The sequence below is a fragment of the Halomonas sp. DP1Y21-3 genome (genome assembly GCF_019801245.1).
Classification (GTDB): Bacteria; Pseudomonadota; Gammaproteobacteria; order Pseudomonadales; family Halomonadaceae; genus Halomonas; species Halomonas litopenaei.
This window is the reverse complement of sequence record NZ_JAHVJM010000008.1, coordinates 47,394-62,645: the sequence shown is the minus strand read 5'-3', so window position 1 is coordinate 62,645 and position 15,252 is coordinate 47,394. Positions and strand designations below refer to the sequence as shown.

11 protein-coding genes are annotated in these 15,252 nt (G+C 64.2%); 3 read left to right on the top strand and 8 right to left on the bottom strand.

Annotated elements, in window-relative coordinates; translation table 11 throughout:
* Nucleotides 1–5: 5 nt before the first annotated feature.
* Genes KUV74_RS19720 through KUV74_RS19710 form a run of 3 tightly spaced genes read right to left on the bottom strand, consistent with a single transcriptional unit; the run spans nt 6 to nt 2,889 of the window.
* Nucleotides 6–1,025 carry an SIS domain-containing protein gene (locus KUV74_RS19720; RefSeq protein ID WP_222517165.1) on the bottom strand — a complete coding sequence of 340 codons (1,020 nt, stop codon included), beginning with the start codon at nt 1,023–1,025 and terminating at the stop codon, nt 6–8.
* Nucleotides 1,009–2,145: an N-acetylglucosamine-6-phosphate deacetylase gene (gene nagA, locus KUV74_RS19715; protein WP_222517164.1), complete on the bottom strand. Its 1,137-nt coding sequence runs from the start codon at nt 2,143–2,145 to the stop codon at nt 1,009–1,011. Before nagA ends, KUV74_RS19720 begins: the two co-directional genes overlap by 17 nt.
* Before the next feature lie 9 nt (nt 2,146–2,154).
* Nucleotides 2,155–2,889 carry a GntR family transcriptional regulator gene (locus KUV74_RS19710; RefSeq protein ID WP_108133240.1) on the bottom strand — a complete coding sequence of 245 codons (735 nt, stop codon included), beginning with the start codon at nt 2,887–2,889 and terminating at the stop codon, nt 2,155–2,157.
* A 317-nt stretch (nt 2,890–3,206) separates the two neighbouring features.
* Here KUV74_RS19710 and KUV74_RS19705 point away from each other — a divergent pair, with 317 nt between their 5' ends.
* Complete coding sequence (locus KUV74_RS19705; protein WP_108133239.1) at nt 3,207–5,147, top strand: exoribonuclease II; 1,941 nt, start codon at nt 3,207–3,209, stop codon at nt 5,145–5,147.
* 161 nt (nt 5,148–5,308) lie between these two features.
* Here KUV74_RS19705 and KUV74_RS19700 read toward each other — a convergent pair whose 3' ends face one another.
* Nucleotides 5,309–6,244, bottom strand: coding sequence for a DUF6708 domain-containing protein (locus KUV74_RS19700; RefSeq protein ID WP_222517163.1), 936 nt, complete (start codon nt 6,242–6,244; stop codon nt 5,309–5,311).
* A 12-nt stretch (nt 6,245–6,256) separates the two neighbouring features.
* On the bottom strand, nt 6,257–9,028 hold the full coding sequence (locus tag KUV74_RS19695) for a T6SS effector BTH_I2691 family protein (protein WP_315900886.1): 2,772 nt from the start codon (nt 9,026–9,028) through the stop codon (nt 6,257–6,259).
* 255 nt (nt 9,029–9,283) lie between these two features.
* On the opposite strand from KUV74_RS19695, the gene KUV74_RS19690 reads away from it, so the two are divergent.
* Both KUV74_RS19690 and KUV74_RS19685 read left to right on the top strand, forming a co-directional pair.
* The gene (locus tag KUV74_RS19690) at nt 9,284–10,399 is read left to right on the top strand and encodes a glycosyltransferase (protein WP_222517161.1); all 1,116 of its coding nucleotides are present in this window, start codon (nt 9,284–9,286) and stop codon (nt 10,397–10,399) included.
* Complete coding sequence (locus tag KUV74_RS19685; RefSeq protein WP_261395608.1) at nt 10,392–11,438, top strand: YbhN family protein; 1,047 nt, start codon at nt 10,392–10,394, stop codon at nt 11,436–11,438. Before KUV74_RS19690 ends, KUV74_RS19685 begins: the two co-directional genes overlap by 8 nt.
* A gap of 138 nt (nt 11,439–11,576) precedes the next feature.
* Here the strand turns inward: KUV74_RS19685 and sucD are convergent, their stop codons facing one another.
* From sucD to lpdA, 3 genes are all read right to left on the bottom strand, one after another.
* On the bottom strand, nt 11,577–12,449 hold the full coding sequence (gene sucD / locus KUV74_RS19680) for a succinate--CoA ligase subunit alpha (RefSeq protein ID WP_045992944.1): 873 nt from the start codon (nt 12,447–12,449) through the stop codon (nt 11,577–11,579).
* Entirely contained in the window at nt 12,449–13,615 is a 1,167-nt protein-coding gene (gene sucC / locus KUV74_RS19675) for an ADP-forming succinate--CoA ligase subunit beta (protein ID WP_045992945.1), read from the bottom strand. Before sucC ends, sucD begins: the two co-directional genes overlap by 1 nt.
* Nucleotides 13,616–13,800: 185 nt before the next feature.
* Nucleotides 13,801–15,237, bottom strand: coding sequence for a dihydrolipoyl dehydrogenase (lpdA, locus tag KUV74_RS19670; protein ID WP_213228887.1), 1,437 nt, complete (start codon nt 15,235–15,237; stop codon nt 13,801–13,803).
* Nucleotides 15,238–15,252: the final 15 nt, after the last annotated feature.

Sequence of the window (15,252 nt, the reverse complement as noted above, 5' to 3'; positions counted from 1 at the left end):
AGTGATTAGAGCGTGCAGGTCACCTTGCGCAGGTGCCTCGGTTGATCCGGATCGATACCGCGAGCCTCGGCCAGGCGGGCCACCATCGGATAGAAGCTCTGGATCACCGACACCGGTTCCAGCGCCTCGTGACCCGCCGAGGTCAATGTCAGATGGCGCTTGGGCACACGGTCGTCGGCGGCCAGCAGCACCTTGGCACCCACGCTCTCGAGCCACTCGGCCAGCTCCAGCAAGCCCTGCTGTTCGGCGCCGGGGGGGGCGAACACCAGTACCGGATAGCCTGGCTCGATCAGCGCCATGGGGCCGTGCTTGACCTCGGCGCCACTGAAGGGCTCTGCCTGAATGGCGCAGGTTTCCTTGAACTTGAGCGCCGCCTCTTGGGCGATGCCAAGCCCGGTACCCCGGCCGATGACCATCAGCCGATCGGCGTCCTTGAGCGCTTCTACCGCCGGGCTCCAGTCCTGGGCGGCGGCGTCGGTGAGGCGGTCGGGCAGCTCATTGAGCGCCCCCAGCAGCATGGCGCTCTCGTTCCAGTGCGCCATCAGCTGGGCACCGGCGGACAGGGTCGCCAGGAAGCTCTTGGTGGCCGCCACACTCTTCTCTTCACCGGCAAACAGCGGCACTTCCAGATCGCTCGCCCGGCCCAGTGGTGACTCCGGCGTATTGACCAGCGCGATGGTGGTGGCGCCACCCTGCTTCAGCGCCTCCTGGCTCGCCACCAGGTCGGGACTCTGGCCCGACTGGGAGATGGCGATGGACAGCTGGCCGGCCAATCGCCAGGGCGTACGCGACAGGGTCGACAGTGACGGCGGCAGCGAAGCCACCGGAATGCCGCGATTCTGCATGCACAGGTAGGCGAGATAGCTGGCGGCGTGATCAGAGCTGCCCCTGGCCACGGTGACGGCGCCTGTCGGCGGCTCGGCACGCAGGCGATCACCCAGTTCCCGCAGCACTGTCTGGTTACGCGTCAACTGACCGCGCAGGCGTTCCGGCGCGTTCAGCGCCTCTTCAAGCATGAGTGACATGGGATTCTCCAGAGACAAGACGACCGTCCAGATGGACAGAGGTAAGGGTGAGTTCGGGGTCGAGGGTCACGATATCGGCGCGGGCCCCGGCCTCCAGGCGGCCGATGTCACGGCGCCCGAGGAAGTCCGCGGGAAAGCGCGACAGCCGATCCGAGGCCTCGGCCAGACTGAGCCCGACACTGACGAAGTTGCGCAGCGCCTGGTCCATGGTCAGGGTGCTGCCGGCCAGGGTGCCGTCGGCCAGACGCACGCCGCCCAGGCACTTGGTCACCTTCTGCTCGCCAAGGCGGTAGTCACCGTCGGGCATGCCAGCCGCCGCGGTGGAATCGGTCACCGCATAGAGCCGCGGAATGCAGCGCAGCGCGGTGAGAATGGCGCCGGGATGTACATGCAGCAGATCGGGAATGATCTCGGCGTACTCGGCGTGGGCCAGCGCCGCCCCGACCATGCCCGGCTTGCGGTGGTGCAGCGCGGTCATGGCGTTGAACAGGTGGGTAAAGCCGCAGGCGCCGTGGGACAGCGCCTCGACACCTTCTTCGTAGCTACCCAGGGTATGGCCCAGCTGGACGCGCACGCCCTTGTCGGTGAGGTGACGGATCACCTCGCCATGCCCGCTGATTTCCGGTGCCAGGGTGATCAGCAGGATGGGCGCCAACGCCATCAGTTCATCCATTTCGGCGACGCTGGCGACCTGGGCGTGGGCCGGCTGGGCGCCGAGCTTGCCAGGATTGATGAAGGGCCCTTCGAGGTGTACGCCTAGCACCCGGGAAGCCGCGGGGTCCGGGGCTTCCATATAGCCTGAGATCTCGCCCAGCACCGCACGCACCTCTTCCGGGCGCGCGGTCATGGTGGTCGCCAGCAGGCTGGTGGTGCCAAACCGCAGGTGAGTGCGGGCGAGCGTCGAAACGGCCTCGCGCCCCTCCATGGCGTCGGCTCCGCCACCACCATGTACGTGCAGGTCGACGAAGCCGGGTATCAGCCGAGGGGCATCATTGGTAGAGGGGTCTACGGGGGAGCCCTTGATGGCGGCGATCCGGCCCTGTTCCAGCCGAATCTCACCCAGGCGCCAGCCCTCGGGGGTCAGCACGTTGCCGGCAAGGCGGGTGGGAGCGGTACTCATGGCGGTCTCCTAGCGGGCGAGTTCGACGGTGAAGTCGTAGTAGTCGGTACGGCAGTAGGTGATGGTCAGCTCCGCCGGGGTGTCGTCGGCCAGGTAGCCCAGCCGCGTCACCTTGAGCAGAGCCTGGCCTTCGGCCACCTGGGCAAGCCCGGCGAGTTCGGCGTCGGCATTGACCGCGGTGACCTGCTGACGGGCACGCACGATGGGGCGACCAGCCTGCTCGAGCCATTGATACAGCGAGACGTCGACCGCCATGGGGTCCGGCAGCACCGTGACCGGCAGGCAGCTCTCCTCCACCGCCATCACCACGTCATCGGCCAGACGCAGACGCTTGAGTCGCGACACCTGGGCATTGCTCGACAATCCCAGGCGTAGATTCTCCTCGGAGCTCGGCTGGCAGCGCTCGCGCCTCAGCCACTCGGAGCGCGGCGAAAACCCCCGCTGGATCAGCATGTCGCTGAAACTCGCCAGTCGGGTCAGCGGTTGATCCATGCTGGGGCGAATAAAAGTGCCGGAGCCGCGGTCGCGTCGGATCAGGCCGCTTTCCTCCAGCTGGTCGAGGGCCTTGCGCGCCGTGATGCGTGACACCGCCAACGCCTCGGCCAGGTTGCGTTCCGACGGCAGCGCCTCTCCGGCGCGCCAGCTGCCACTGCGGATGGCCGCCTCCAGGCCGTTGGCCAGCTGGCGGTACAGTGGCGTGGCAAGCGAGGCGTCGAGGTGCAGGTGCTCGAATCGTGAATCCATGGCGGCGTGGTCCCTGGGAGCTTGGTGATAACCACTATAGCTCCACATAGAGACCAATTGAATACCAATCTAATACCACATTGGTCGAACCCTGACTGTGCATTTCACGGCGCCCCGCACGCCCCCTCAACTCCTCTACCGAGGTATTCCCACGGGAGCGAAAGGAGGCGTGGCAAGGATGCCGCACAGGAAGCGGTGAAATTTTGCCGGATACCGTTTCCAACCCCTTGATTTGTGGCCTCGGGCTCCACGGGGTTTGGCCGGGGCTGCAACAATCCGTATAGTGGCCCCCTTATTCCCGCCACTCGATCGTGACCATGCTGCAGAACAACGCCTTGCTGGCTCAGCTCAAGCAACAGATCCGCGATAACACCCCCCGCGTCACGGGTGTCATCAAAGCCACCGAAAAGGGCTTCGGCTTCCTCGAGTGCGAGGACGGTGCGTCCTATTTCGTGCCGCCCCCCGCCATGAAGAAGGTGCTGCACGGCGACCGCGTCGAGGCAGTGCTGCACGAGGAAGGCGAGCGCAAGTCGGTGGAACCCGACACCCTGATCGAGAGCAACATGCAGCGCTTCGTTGCCCGGGTGCAGAAGCGTGATGGACGCCTGGCGGTGGTGCCTGATCACCCGTCGATCAAGACCGCCATGAAGGCACGCATCAAGCGCAGCCTCGAGGAAGACGCCATCGGTGACGGCGACTGGGTAGTGGCACGTCTGGTGCGCCACCCGCTCAAGCCCGACGATCGCGCCTTCTTTACCCAGATCGACGAGCTGGTGGCCAAGACCGATGATCCCGCAGTACCCTGGCGCGTCACCCTGGCCCGCCACGCCCTCGAGCAGGAATGCCCCGACGCCGGCAACGACTGGCCGCTGCGCGACGAGGGCCTGGAGCGAGAGGACCTGACCGCCGAGCCCTTCTTCACCATCGATGGCGAGAAGACCCGGGACATGGACGACGCCTTGCGCGTCGAGGTCCGCGAGGACGGCGGCTGGCGCCTGTCGGTGGCCATCGCCGACCCTACCGCCTACGTCGAGGAAGGCCACGCCGCCGACCTCGAGGCCCGCACCCGCGCCTTCACCGTCTACCTGCCGGGCCAGAACGTCACCATGCTGCCCGAGCAGCTGGCCGACGATCTGTGCTCGCTGCACGAGGGCCAGGAGCGCCCGGTGCTGGCCTGTCGCCTGGACGTCAACGCCGATGGCAGCCTCGGTGACTATCAGTTCTTCGCTGCCACCGCGCGTTCACAGGCTCGCCTGGTCTACGACAACGTCTCTGACTGGCTCGAGGGCCAGGGCGACTGGGTACCCGACGACACCATCGGTGAACAGCTCAAGGCTCTCCGCGATCTGACCGAGGCACGCACCGCCTGGCGTCAGGAGCACGCCCTGGTGTTCAAGGACCGTCCCGACTATGTCTTCGACCTGGACGAGGCCGGCAACGTGCTGGCGATCCGCACCGAAGAGCGGCGCATCGCCAACCGCATGATCGAAGAGTCGATGATCGCCGCCAATGCCTGCTGTGCGGCGCTGCTGGCCGACAAGGTCGGTCACGGCATCTTCAACGTCCATCGTGCCTTCGAGGACGACAAGGCCGAGGCCGCCCAGAGCTTCCTGGCGACCCAGGACATCGCCGTCGAGCGTGAGGCGCTGACCGACCTGTCGCGCTACAAGGAGCTCAAGCGTGCGCTGGAAAGCCGCGACGATGCCTGGCTCGACGCCCGCCTGCGCAAGTTCCAGGGCTTTACCGCCATGTCCGCCCAGCCGGGCCCGCACTTTGGCCTGGGACTGGCCGCCTACGCCACCTGGACCTCGCCGATCCGCAAGTACGGCGACATGGTCAACCACCGCCTGATCAAGCGTGTGCTCAAGGGCGAGCAGGCGCCGAAGGAGGCCAGCGTCGAGTTGACAGAGCAGCTCACCGAGCGTCGTCGCCTCAACCGCCTGGCCGAGCGCGACGTCAAGGACTGGCTCTACGTGCGCTACCTGACCCCGGCGGCCAAGCAGCAGGACGTGTTCGATGCCGAGATCATCGCCATCAACCGCGGCGGCATGCGGGTGCGCCTGACCGCCAACGGCGCCACCGCCTTCGTGCCGGCACCGCTGATGCACGCAGACCGCGACAAGGTGGTAGTCGACGACAAGGAAGGCCGCATCCAGATCGAGGGCGAGGAGCGCTTCAAGCTCGGCGACGCGGTACGCGTCGCCCTGACCGAAGCCAAGGAAGAGACCCGCTCACTGGTGGCCCAGCCCGCCGCCTGAACGATCCTTCCTGCTCGGTCGCGGCGGTAACACCGCTATCGACCTGGAAGTACAGAAAACGGCGACCTTCGGGTCGCCGTTTTCTTAGATGGCTTCAATTGCTGCGGCCCAACGGCGGCAAGACCAGGCAAGACTGGCAAGGCTCCCGGTGTTTCACGCCATCATCCGCCTTCCCCACAGGCCTCACGAATCTCCTTCGTCCAGACCACCTCGCGGCTGGTCAGCATCGAGACAAAGTGCCCCAGTGAGAACAGCGCCAGCATCGGCGACATCAGCACCATGCGCCATTGGGAGTAACGAATATCATGGCCCCGCGCCTTGTCACGCTTCATCTCCCGCAGCGGGAACCAGCGCAGAAAGGACTCCTTCAGCGACAGCCTGTCGGTGTGGTACCAGCCGGGCTCCTGCACTTGGTCCGGCCCTTCTTCCATATAGCGGCGGATATACTCCCACCAGCCCAGGCACTCCTCGTGCTTCACTAACTCCCCTCCCACCGGAAAGCTGTCGTAGTAGCGGGTTCCGTCCGGCGTTGCCGCCATGATGTTCAGCACAAAGTAGCCGCCGTTGTCGAAGGGGGTGATGGTCGCCAGGATATCGTCCCAGTCATAGCTGCGTGGACCGCCCAGCTTGGGCGTATAGAACACATGCACCTGACGAGTACGACGGTTAAAGCGAATCGCCGCATGGCGATAGGTAAAGCAGTCCCAGGCGGAGTGAACATGGGTGACCAAGTAAACAAGCCCAGTAATCCCCACAACAATAAGAGCAACCAAAACAAATGAGGCAAATTCATAATCCCCGCTGAAGATATCTAACAAGACAATCGCTAGAAAGAAAACAAAGAAAGGAACAATACCACCGAAAAGAAACCCGAACATTGCGGTATAAAACCCACGCCGACAGAATTCATCGGCATTGGCGGTTTCCAGAAAAACATCATTCTTTGTGTAGATAAACTCGGCGTCATAGGGCGCTTCGGTTGCTCGAGTCTTGAGGTCAAAGGGGACATCATCGTCCACAGGAATATCCAGCGGCTCGGCAAACCAGTCGAGTCCCCGGTCGCGATACAACATCTGGGTAAAGTACTCGTTGATCATCGCGGCCATCCTCTAGCGCGTCATATCGTCCAGCGCATCGAGCGCCGCCTGAAGATCCCGGTAGCGAACGTCAGCATCTCCATTGCCAAAGACGCAGCGTGTCAGCCAGGTCTCGAGCTGGTTCTTCTCCAACGCCACTATCAATAGCGCCACCGCCAGGCCAATCCAACCCAGCCGGGCAGCCACCAAGGCCCAGCCCGAGCGGCTGATGATCAAGGAACCCATCGCCGCTTCTGTTCTCGATATCTTGCCCACCTGTTGAGCGACAGCAGCTAGGGCTGATGCACCAGAGGCAATAAAAACTAGCGAAGATGAAAAATAGAGTGCTGCCACTCCTTTGCTACCATCTCGATAAACCTGCATAGCCTTTACCGCATGCCATACGCCAAAAATCCAGGCTCCCAGCGCAGCGGTGATTCCTCCGCCCCAGGCCAGCCCTCTGTAAAGACGGCTCTCCGGCGCCGCCACCGGGTGGATCATCTGATTGGCCACCCCGACCAGACTACTGGCCAGATACAGCAGCCCACCGCCAAACATCCAGTTTCGCTCCGCCTGACTCCTGGCGGAGTTCTCGTCAAACACGGCTTCGCCCAGATACACCGAATTGATCAGCTCCAGGCTGGCGGCGAAGACGCCCAACCAGGAGCCGGGCGTCATTGCCGATGCGACGGCTATTCGCCGCATCTCGATCGACTGGGCAAGTTCCGCCTGGATGATCGGGCGCTGCAGCGGGTCCACGGAGGTGGGAACAAAGGCCCACAGACGTATCGGCACATCAGGAGGCCCTTCCGGCAAGGGTGGGAAGAAGTGGCGCAGGTCATGCCGGATATTGCGGAAGGCCAGTTCATCACGCCAGAGCACCTGGTCGTACATGGACAACAGCTGTCTGGGAGTGGCATCGAACACCATCAAGGACGTCTTGAACCCGTAGCGCAACCAGCCAACCGCCTGCCACAGTCGTGCCAGCGAGTCGTTGGCGATATTGGTGTAGCTGACCAGCCCGAGCTTTTGCGCGATCTGACTGGCCATGGTGGCCAGCAGTTGCTCGGTCTGGGAGCGGTTGTCCATGTCAGCCCCCAGCACCCGCCTCAAGGGGCCCAGAATCTTGCTGCCCCAGAAGGCACTTTCGAAGACCAGATCCTTGACCATGTCGATGGCCGGGGTGTGATTGGCGAAGGTGGCACGCCACAGGTAGGAATCCACCTCGTCGATCGATCGCTCGATCAACTCGGCGACGGTTTCCTGCCCCGTCTCTGTCGTGGTCATGCCCACCGTCATGGCGGCCACGGCCACCTCATAGGCCGCCCCATTGTCCAGGTCCTGGTCGTCGTAGCCGAGCATGGCGTCACGGCCCAGGTCGGACATTAGCCAGTCACGGTGAATCTCGGCCAGCTTCACCACCGCCTGGCTGTCACGTTCAAGATGGGCGCTATAGCGCGACTCGAACTCCAGACGCTGCTGCTCGTCGTAGCAGGCCTGATACTTTTCCCAGCTCTGCTCGATGGCACGACGCTGATAGGCTAGCGCGATATCAGCCTGCTGAGCGCGCAGCAATTCGAGCTCGCGGCGCCCCCGCTCGACTCTTCGCCTGTCGATATCGCCCATCAGCGCCCAGCGCCTTGCCTTTTCTGATGCGTCCGTCAGCGCATCGAACTCCTGAGCGAGCCTCTGGTCACCAAATACCTCGGCTCGACGTGCCCGTTCAATATGTTTCTCAGCCTGGTGCTCGGCCTTGCTTTTCACCGCTTCTCGTATGCCCTCGATCAATTCCGACGTCACCTTCTTTTCCACCACATCCTTGCGGCGGGCATAGCGATCGAGGCGAGCCTTGGCCTGGTTACGAAAATGATTGACGGAGATGCACATACCGATAGGGTCAGCCACCGCCAGTATCGGGGTCCTGTCGATCCACTGAGGGGCGTCCTGGACCATCCAGTTCATCCGATCGCGAAGCTGACTCACCGTCGACGGCAATCGCTCGCAGACGCCAACAAGAGGAAAACCATCGTTTTCCAGCAGTTCCTCGGGACAGGCGTCATTAAACTCCATGACATGCGTGCCGAGTTGCGTAGAGGGAATGACGCCAGCGGCCTCTCCCTTACCGAGCCAGGCAGCCACATCGAAAGGACTAAGCAGGCGATCACGCAGGCCGCTGTCGTTGCGCTCCAGCCGCCCCAGCATGGCCTGCGTGAAGGGATGGTCACTATAGCCAACGTGAACGATGCCAGCTTCCTGAGCCTTCGGTAGAGAAATCAGGCGCGCAGAGAGATTATTCTCGGGAATATTGCAAGGCGCGTCGATGTGCGAGTCCCCGTAGGCCGTCTCTCTCGGCCCGCGTCCATAGGGGTCGAATTCTTCAAAACGGGAGTCGTGAGTGATGCGCCAGGCTTGCCAGCGCTGGCGCTTCTCGTCGAACAGGTAGAGATAGCCCTCGCGCATCAGGCGCAGGACATAGCGCGTCTCACGCGGGGCAGGAAAGTGGCGATTGGCGTGTACCGCCATCGACCTGGGAAGGTCTTGCGACCAGTCGCTGACGTGACGGTCCGATACCGCGTAGCGCACCGGCAGGATGGGTAGTCCCACCCTGTCGCAGCAAGGGCAGCCCTGCTGCTTCGTTCCTGGCAGCGGGCTGTTGTCGTCCAGTGTGCCTCGAGCCAGTCGGCAATCTCGCTGATCCTGACGTCCGCCATACTTCTCCCCCTTCCCTGAAGTCGCCTTCCCGCTCCATGTGCTGGTGGCGATGAAACGCGGCTTGGACTTTGCCGCCGCTGTTTCTCTCAGCATAAGGGGTCGTCACCTCCAACTTCTGTACGAGAACACCTAACCACTACTCCGGTTCGACCAGCGCGCTTCAGGAGCGTATCGAGATCAAGGCGCCGGTGACGAAAGGCACACCCGATACAGGTGCCAGCCCCGTACCTCGCCTGCTTCTTGACCGACTCATGGCGAGGTGCCGCCGTACTGACACAGCCTGTCGCTGAACTGACTTATTTCCCTCGTAGGCTCATGGCAATGACGCGCTCGCCATGGAGGCCCCTTTTGCATCTCGCCGACGTCACCATGTTTCACGCCCCCGCCAGCGGCGGCGTACGCACCTACCTTCAAGCCAAACACCGGGTGTTTTCGCGCTTCCCGCAGCTGCGCACCAGTCTGCTGGTGCCGGGGGCCGAGCGAGACAGCCTCGGCGACCATCACCAGTTGCCTGCACTGCGCATCCCGCTGGGCCAGAGCTACCGCTTTCCGCTGCGCCGCCGACCCTGGCGCGACGCCCTGGTGGAGCTATCGCCGGATCTGATCGAAGCCGGCGACCCCTACGTTACCGCCTGGGCGGCACTGGACGCCGGCCAGCGTCTCGGCGTGCCGGTGGTGGGCTTCTACCACTCGGACCTTCCTCGGTTGATGGGGGATCGCTTCGGGCCGATGGTGCAGCGACGGCTGGAGCGCTACGTGGTCGACCTTTACCGCCGCTTCGACAGCGTACTGGCGCCCTGCCAGGCGATGGCCGACCGTCTGACGTCCTGGGGCGTCAAACGGGTGCGGGTGCAGCCCCTTGGCGTCGATCTGGCGACCTTTCACCCGGACAGGCGCGATCCCGAGCTCAGGCGCAAGCTGGGCCTGGACAATGACAGCCGTCTATTGGTGTTCGTCGGGCGCTACTCACGAGAGAAGAACATCGAGGTGTTGCTGGACACCGCCAGGCGCCTTGGGCCTCCCTACCACCTGCTGTTGATGGGCCCCGGCATGCCCACCGAGGTGCCCGCCAACGTCAGCGTCATCAATCGCTGCGTCGGCGTGCATGAGGTCGCCCGTGCGCTCGCCTCCAGTGATGCCCTGCTGCACGCGGGCACCCGCGAGACCTTCGGGCTGATCGCCCAGGAAGCCATGGCCAGCGGCATCCCGGTGATCGGCGCCAGGGCCGGTGCGCTGATCGAGAACGTGCCATTGGGCGGCGGCGTGCTATGTCAGCCACATTCGGCAGCCGCCATGGCCGAGGCCACCGAGGCGCTGTTCGCCAATGATCCGCAATCGGCCGGGCGCCACGCTCGGCGCTTCGTCGAGCGCCAGTTCGACTGGGACAAGGTGATGATTTCGCTGCTCAACCATTACGAAGCCGTCATCGATCCGGTCTGCCCGCGCGATCGGCGCCATGGCTAGGTTTGGGCCAACACCATCGCTGGACAGGCGCCTGCGTGCCCCTGCCGGGATGCGATCACGCCTGTGGTGGAAGGCCGCCCTGCTGATCCTGACCCTGGCCATCACCCTGCTGCTGCCGTGGTGGCTGGGGGGCGCCGGCACCTTCACTGCGGTTATCGCCTTCCCGCTGCCCCTGCTGGCGCTGATGGTAGCCCTGGCGGTGATCTGCTGGAACCTCAACGCGGCGCGCCTGCGGCTGATGCTCGACGGACGAGCCGGCCGCCTCGGTCAGGGCGGTGCCCTGGCGATCGAGATGTCGTCGAAGTTCGCGCTATGTGCCACCCCGGCCGGGGGCGGAGGCGTCGCCACCCTGCTGTGGCTGCTGGCACGCCGGGGCTATCCGCCGGCCCAGGCGTCGGCCATCTTTCTGGTCGATCAGCTCGCCGACATGCTGTTCTTCAGCCTGATGCTGGGCGTACTGGTGTCGCTGTCGATGAGCGGACTGGCCAGCTGGCCTCACCAGACCCTGGTCGAGGCCTCCCTGGCGGCGCTGCTGCTGGCGCTTGTGGTGTTTGCGGTGGTGATCGTGTGGCTACCCTGGCTGCTGCGCCATGTCCCTCCTCCTCCCTTTGTCGGCCCGGGGCCCAGGCGCTGGCTGGTCCGGCGCCTGCTGCGCTGTCGCCGGACCCTGGCGAGTACGCTGGCGCTGCCCAAGGGTGTGCTGATGGCGATCTTCGCGCTGTGCTGCCTGCACTGGCTGGCGCGCTACAGCCTCCTGTACCTGGCGGTGGTGGGGGTCGGCGGCGGCGCCGACTGGGCCTGGACCTTTCTGGTGCAGATGCTGGCCATGGCCGCCAGCCAGTTGAGCGTGCTGCCGGGCGGCGCCGGCGCCGCGGAGGTCAGCGTAGGCGCCCTGCTGCTGCCGCTGATGGCCCGAGAGCAGGCCGCGGCGGCGGTGATCGTCTGGCGCCTGGTCAGCTACCACCTCTATCTGGTGGCAGGCGCGCCGGTGTTCGTGGCACAGGTGGTCGGCTGGTGGCGCACGCGGGCCAGATCGTAGTCGCCCCGTCCCGATCACCTTCCTCGTACTTCCCCCTTCGACCCGCCCTCTCGTCGCATCTTGTGGAATTCCAGCCATAAAAAAAAGGCCACCCGGAGGTGGCCTTTATTCTGACGCTTATTCTGATGGTAGGACCGCTTACCAGCCGGTCGCTTCCTTCAGGGCGTCGCCGATCTCGGCCAGGGAGCGCACGGTCTTGACGCCCGCGGCTTCCAGGGCGGCGAACTTCTCGTCCGCGGTGCCCTTGCCACCGGCGATGATGGCGCCGGCGTGGCCCATGCGCTTGCCGGGAGGAGCGGTGACACCAGCGATGTAGGACACCACCGGCTTGGAGACGTGCTCCTTGATGTAGGCAGCCGCCTCTTCCTCGGCGGTACCGCCGATCTCACCGATCATGACGATGGCCTCGGTCGCCGGGTCCTTCTCGAACATCTCGAGGATGTCGATGAAGTTGGAGCCCGGGATCGGGTCACCGCCGATGCCCACACAGGTGGACTGGCCGAAGCCGTGGTCGGTGGTCTGCTTGACCGCTTCGTAGGTCAGGGTGCCGGAGCGCGACACGATACCGACCTTGCCCGGCTTGTGGATGTGACCCGGCATGATGCCGATCTTGGTCTCGCCCGGGGTGATGACACCGGGGCAGTTCGGACCGATCAGACGCACGCCCAGCTCATCGCACTTGACCTTGACGTCCAGCATGTCGAGGGTCGGGATGCCTTCGGTGATGCACACGATCAGCTTGATGCCGGCGTTGGCGGCTTCCAGGATGGAATCCTTGCAGAACGGGGCAGGCACGTAGATCACGCTGGCCTCGGCGCCGGTCTGCTCGACGGCTTCCTTGACGGTGTTGAACACCGGCAGGCCCAGGTGCTCCTGGCCGCCCTTGCCCGGGGTCACGCCGCCGACCATCTGGGTGCCGTACTCGATGGCCTGTTCGGAGTGGAAGGTCCCCTGTCCGCCAGTGAAGCCCTGGCAGATGACCTTGGTGTTCTTGTCGATCAGGATGCTCATTACTTGCCCTCCGCTGCCTTGACGACCTGCTGAGCCGCATCGGTGAGGCTCTTGGCAGCGATGATGTTCAGACCGCTGGAGGCCAGTTTCTCGGCACCCAGCTCGGCGTTGTTACCTTCCAGACGCACCACGACCGGCACATTGACGCCGACCTGCTCGACGGCACCGATGATGCCTTCGGCGATCATGTCGCAACGCACGATGCCGCCGAAGATGTTGACCAGCACGGCCTGCACGCTGTCGTCGGACAGGATGATCTTGAACGCCTCAGCCACGCGCTCCTTGGTGGCGCCGCCGCCGACGTCAAGGAAGTTGGCCGGCTGGCCACCGTGGAGCTTGATGATGTCCATGGTGCCCATGGCCAGGCCTGCGCCGTTGACCATGCAGCCGATGTTGCCTTCCAGGGCGACGTAGTTCAGGTCCCACTGGGCAGCGTTGGCTTCACGCTCGTCTTCCTGGGACGGGTCACGCATTTCCTGCAGGTCCGGGTGACGGTACAGGGCGTTGCCGTCCAGGTTGATCTTGGCGTCGAGGCAGTGGAGGTTGCCTTCGTCGGTGATCACCAGCGGGTTGATCTCCAAAAGCGCCAGATCCTTGTCGTGGAACATCTTGGACAGACCCAGGAAGATCTTGGTGAACTGCTTCACCTGCGCGCCTTCCAGGCCGAGGGCGAAGGCCAGCTCACGCGCCTGGTAGGGCTGAGCGCCGACCAGCGGGTCGATCTCGGCCTTGAGGATCTTCTCGGGCGTCTCTTCGGCGACCTTCTCGATCTCGACACCACCTTCGGTGGAGGCCATGAAGACCACACGCTGGGTGCCACGGTCGACCACCGCGCCAAGGTACAGCTCATTGGCGATGTCGGTGCAGTTCTCGACCAGGATCTTGGCGACCGGCTGACCGTTCTCGTCGGTCTGGAAGGTCACCAGGTTCTTGCCCAGCCACTGCTCGGCGAAGGCCTTGGCCTCGTCCGGGCTCTTGATCAGCTTGACACCACCGGCCTTGCCGCGGCCACCGGCGTGGACCTGGGCCTTGACGACCCACATGTCGCCGCCGATCTTCTTGCAAGCCTCATAGGCTTCTTCGGGGGTGTCGCAGGCGAAGCCCTTGGAAACGGGCAGACCATAGTCGGCAAACAGCTGCTTGCCTTGATACTCGTGAAGGTTCATCGATTCATGCCATTGGTTGCATGTGACTCGAACGGCGACCCACCCTGCCCCGAGGGACGAAAGTCATCGGGTCGCCACCGACCGCCACCGATACATGGTCGGCGGCGATGCGCTCGCGGAAAACACCGGCAAGCCTGCCAAAACTGCACAGGCTTGCCTAGAATTACCGGGCGCTTGTTGTCTTGCTAGCGCTTCTTGCGGTTGGCCACGTGGATGGCGTGACCTTCCACCGCCAGCGCCGCCTCGTGCACCGCCTCGGACAGGCTCGGGTGCGCGTAGCAGGTAAGCGCCAGATCTTCGGCGCTGGAGCCGAATTCCATGGCGATGACGCCCTGGGCGATCAGCTCACCGGCGTGCTGACCGACGATGTGCATCCCCAGGATGCGATCGGTCTCGGCGTCGGCAATGATCTTGGCCTGGCCTTCGGTGGCGTTGTTGGCCATGGCACGGCCACTGGCGGCGAACGGGAAGCTACCGGTCTTGACCTTGATACCGGCGGACTTGGCGTCCTGCTCGTTCATGCCGACCCAGGCCACCTCGGGGTGGGTGTAGATCACGCTGGGAATGGCGTCATAGTTCATCTGCGCCTTGTGGCCTGCGATGATGTCAGCCACCATCACGCCCTCTTCGGAGGCCTTGTGGGCCAGCATCGGGCCACGCACGCAGTCACCGATGGCGTAGACGCCCGGCACGCTGGTGCGGCACTGGTCATCGACGTGGATGAAGCCGCGCTGATCCAGCTCGACGCCCAGGCCGTCGGCTACCACGCCCTTGGTGTAGGGACGACGGCCGACACAGACGATCAGCTTGTCGAAGGTCAGTTCCTTCTCGCCCTCGTTGTCCTCGTACTTGACGACGACTTCCTCACCCTTGACCTCGGAACCGGTCACGCGGGCGTTGAGCTTGATGTCCAGACCCTGCTTCTTGAGCAGCTTCTGGGTCTCCTTGGCGATGGCCGAATCGACCATCGGCAGGAAGCTGTCCAGCGCCTCGAGCACGGTCACTTCGCTGCCCAGGCGGCTCCACACGCTGCCAAGCTCAAGGCCGATGACGCCGGCGCCGATGACGCCCAGACGCTTGGGCGTCTCCTGGAACTCGAGGGCGCCGGTGGAATCGACGATCAGACCCTCGGTCAGCGGGGTCGGCGGGATCTCCACCGGCACCGAGCCAGCGGCGATGACGATGTTGTCCGCCTCGACCGTGCTGGACTCGCCGTCCTTGTCGGTGACCTCGACCTTGTTCTTGGCCACGACCTTGCCGGTACCTTCGATGGCGGTGACGCCATTGGCCTTGAACAGCCCGGAGATGCCGCCTGTCAGCTGCTTAACGATCTTGTCCTTGCGCGCCATCATCTTGGACACGTCCATGCTGACGTCGCCGGCCTGGATGCCCATGTCGTCGAAGTCGTGCTGCGCCTCGACGAACTTGTGGGAGGCCTCGAGCAGTGCCTTGGACGGGATACAGCCCACGTTCAGGCAGGTACCGCCGTGCACCACCTTGCCTTCCTTGCCGATCCACTTCTCGACGCAGGCGGTCTTCAGACCCAGCTGAGCAGCACGGATGGCGGCCACGTAGCCACCCGGGCCCGCGCCAATGACGATCACATCATACTTGTCGGCCATGTTGGCTCCTGTTCG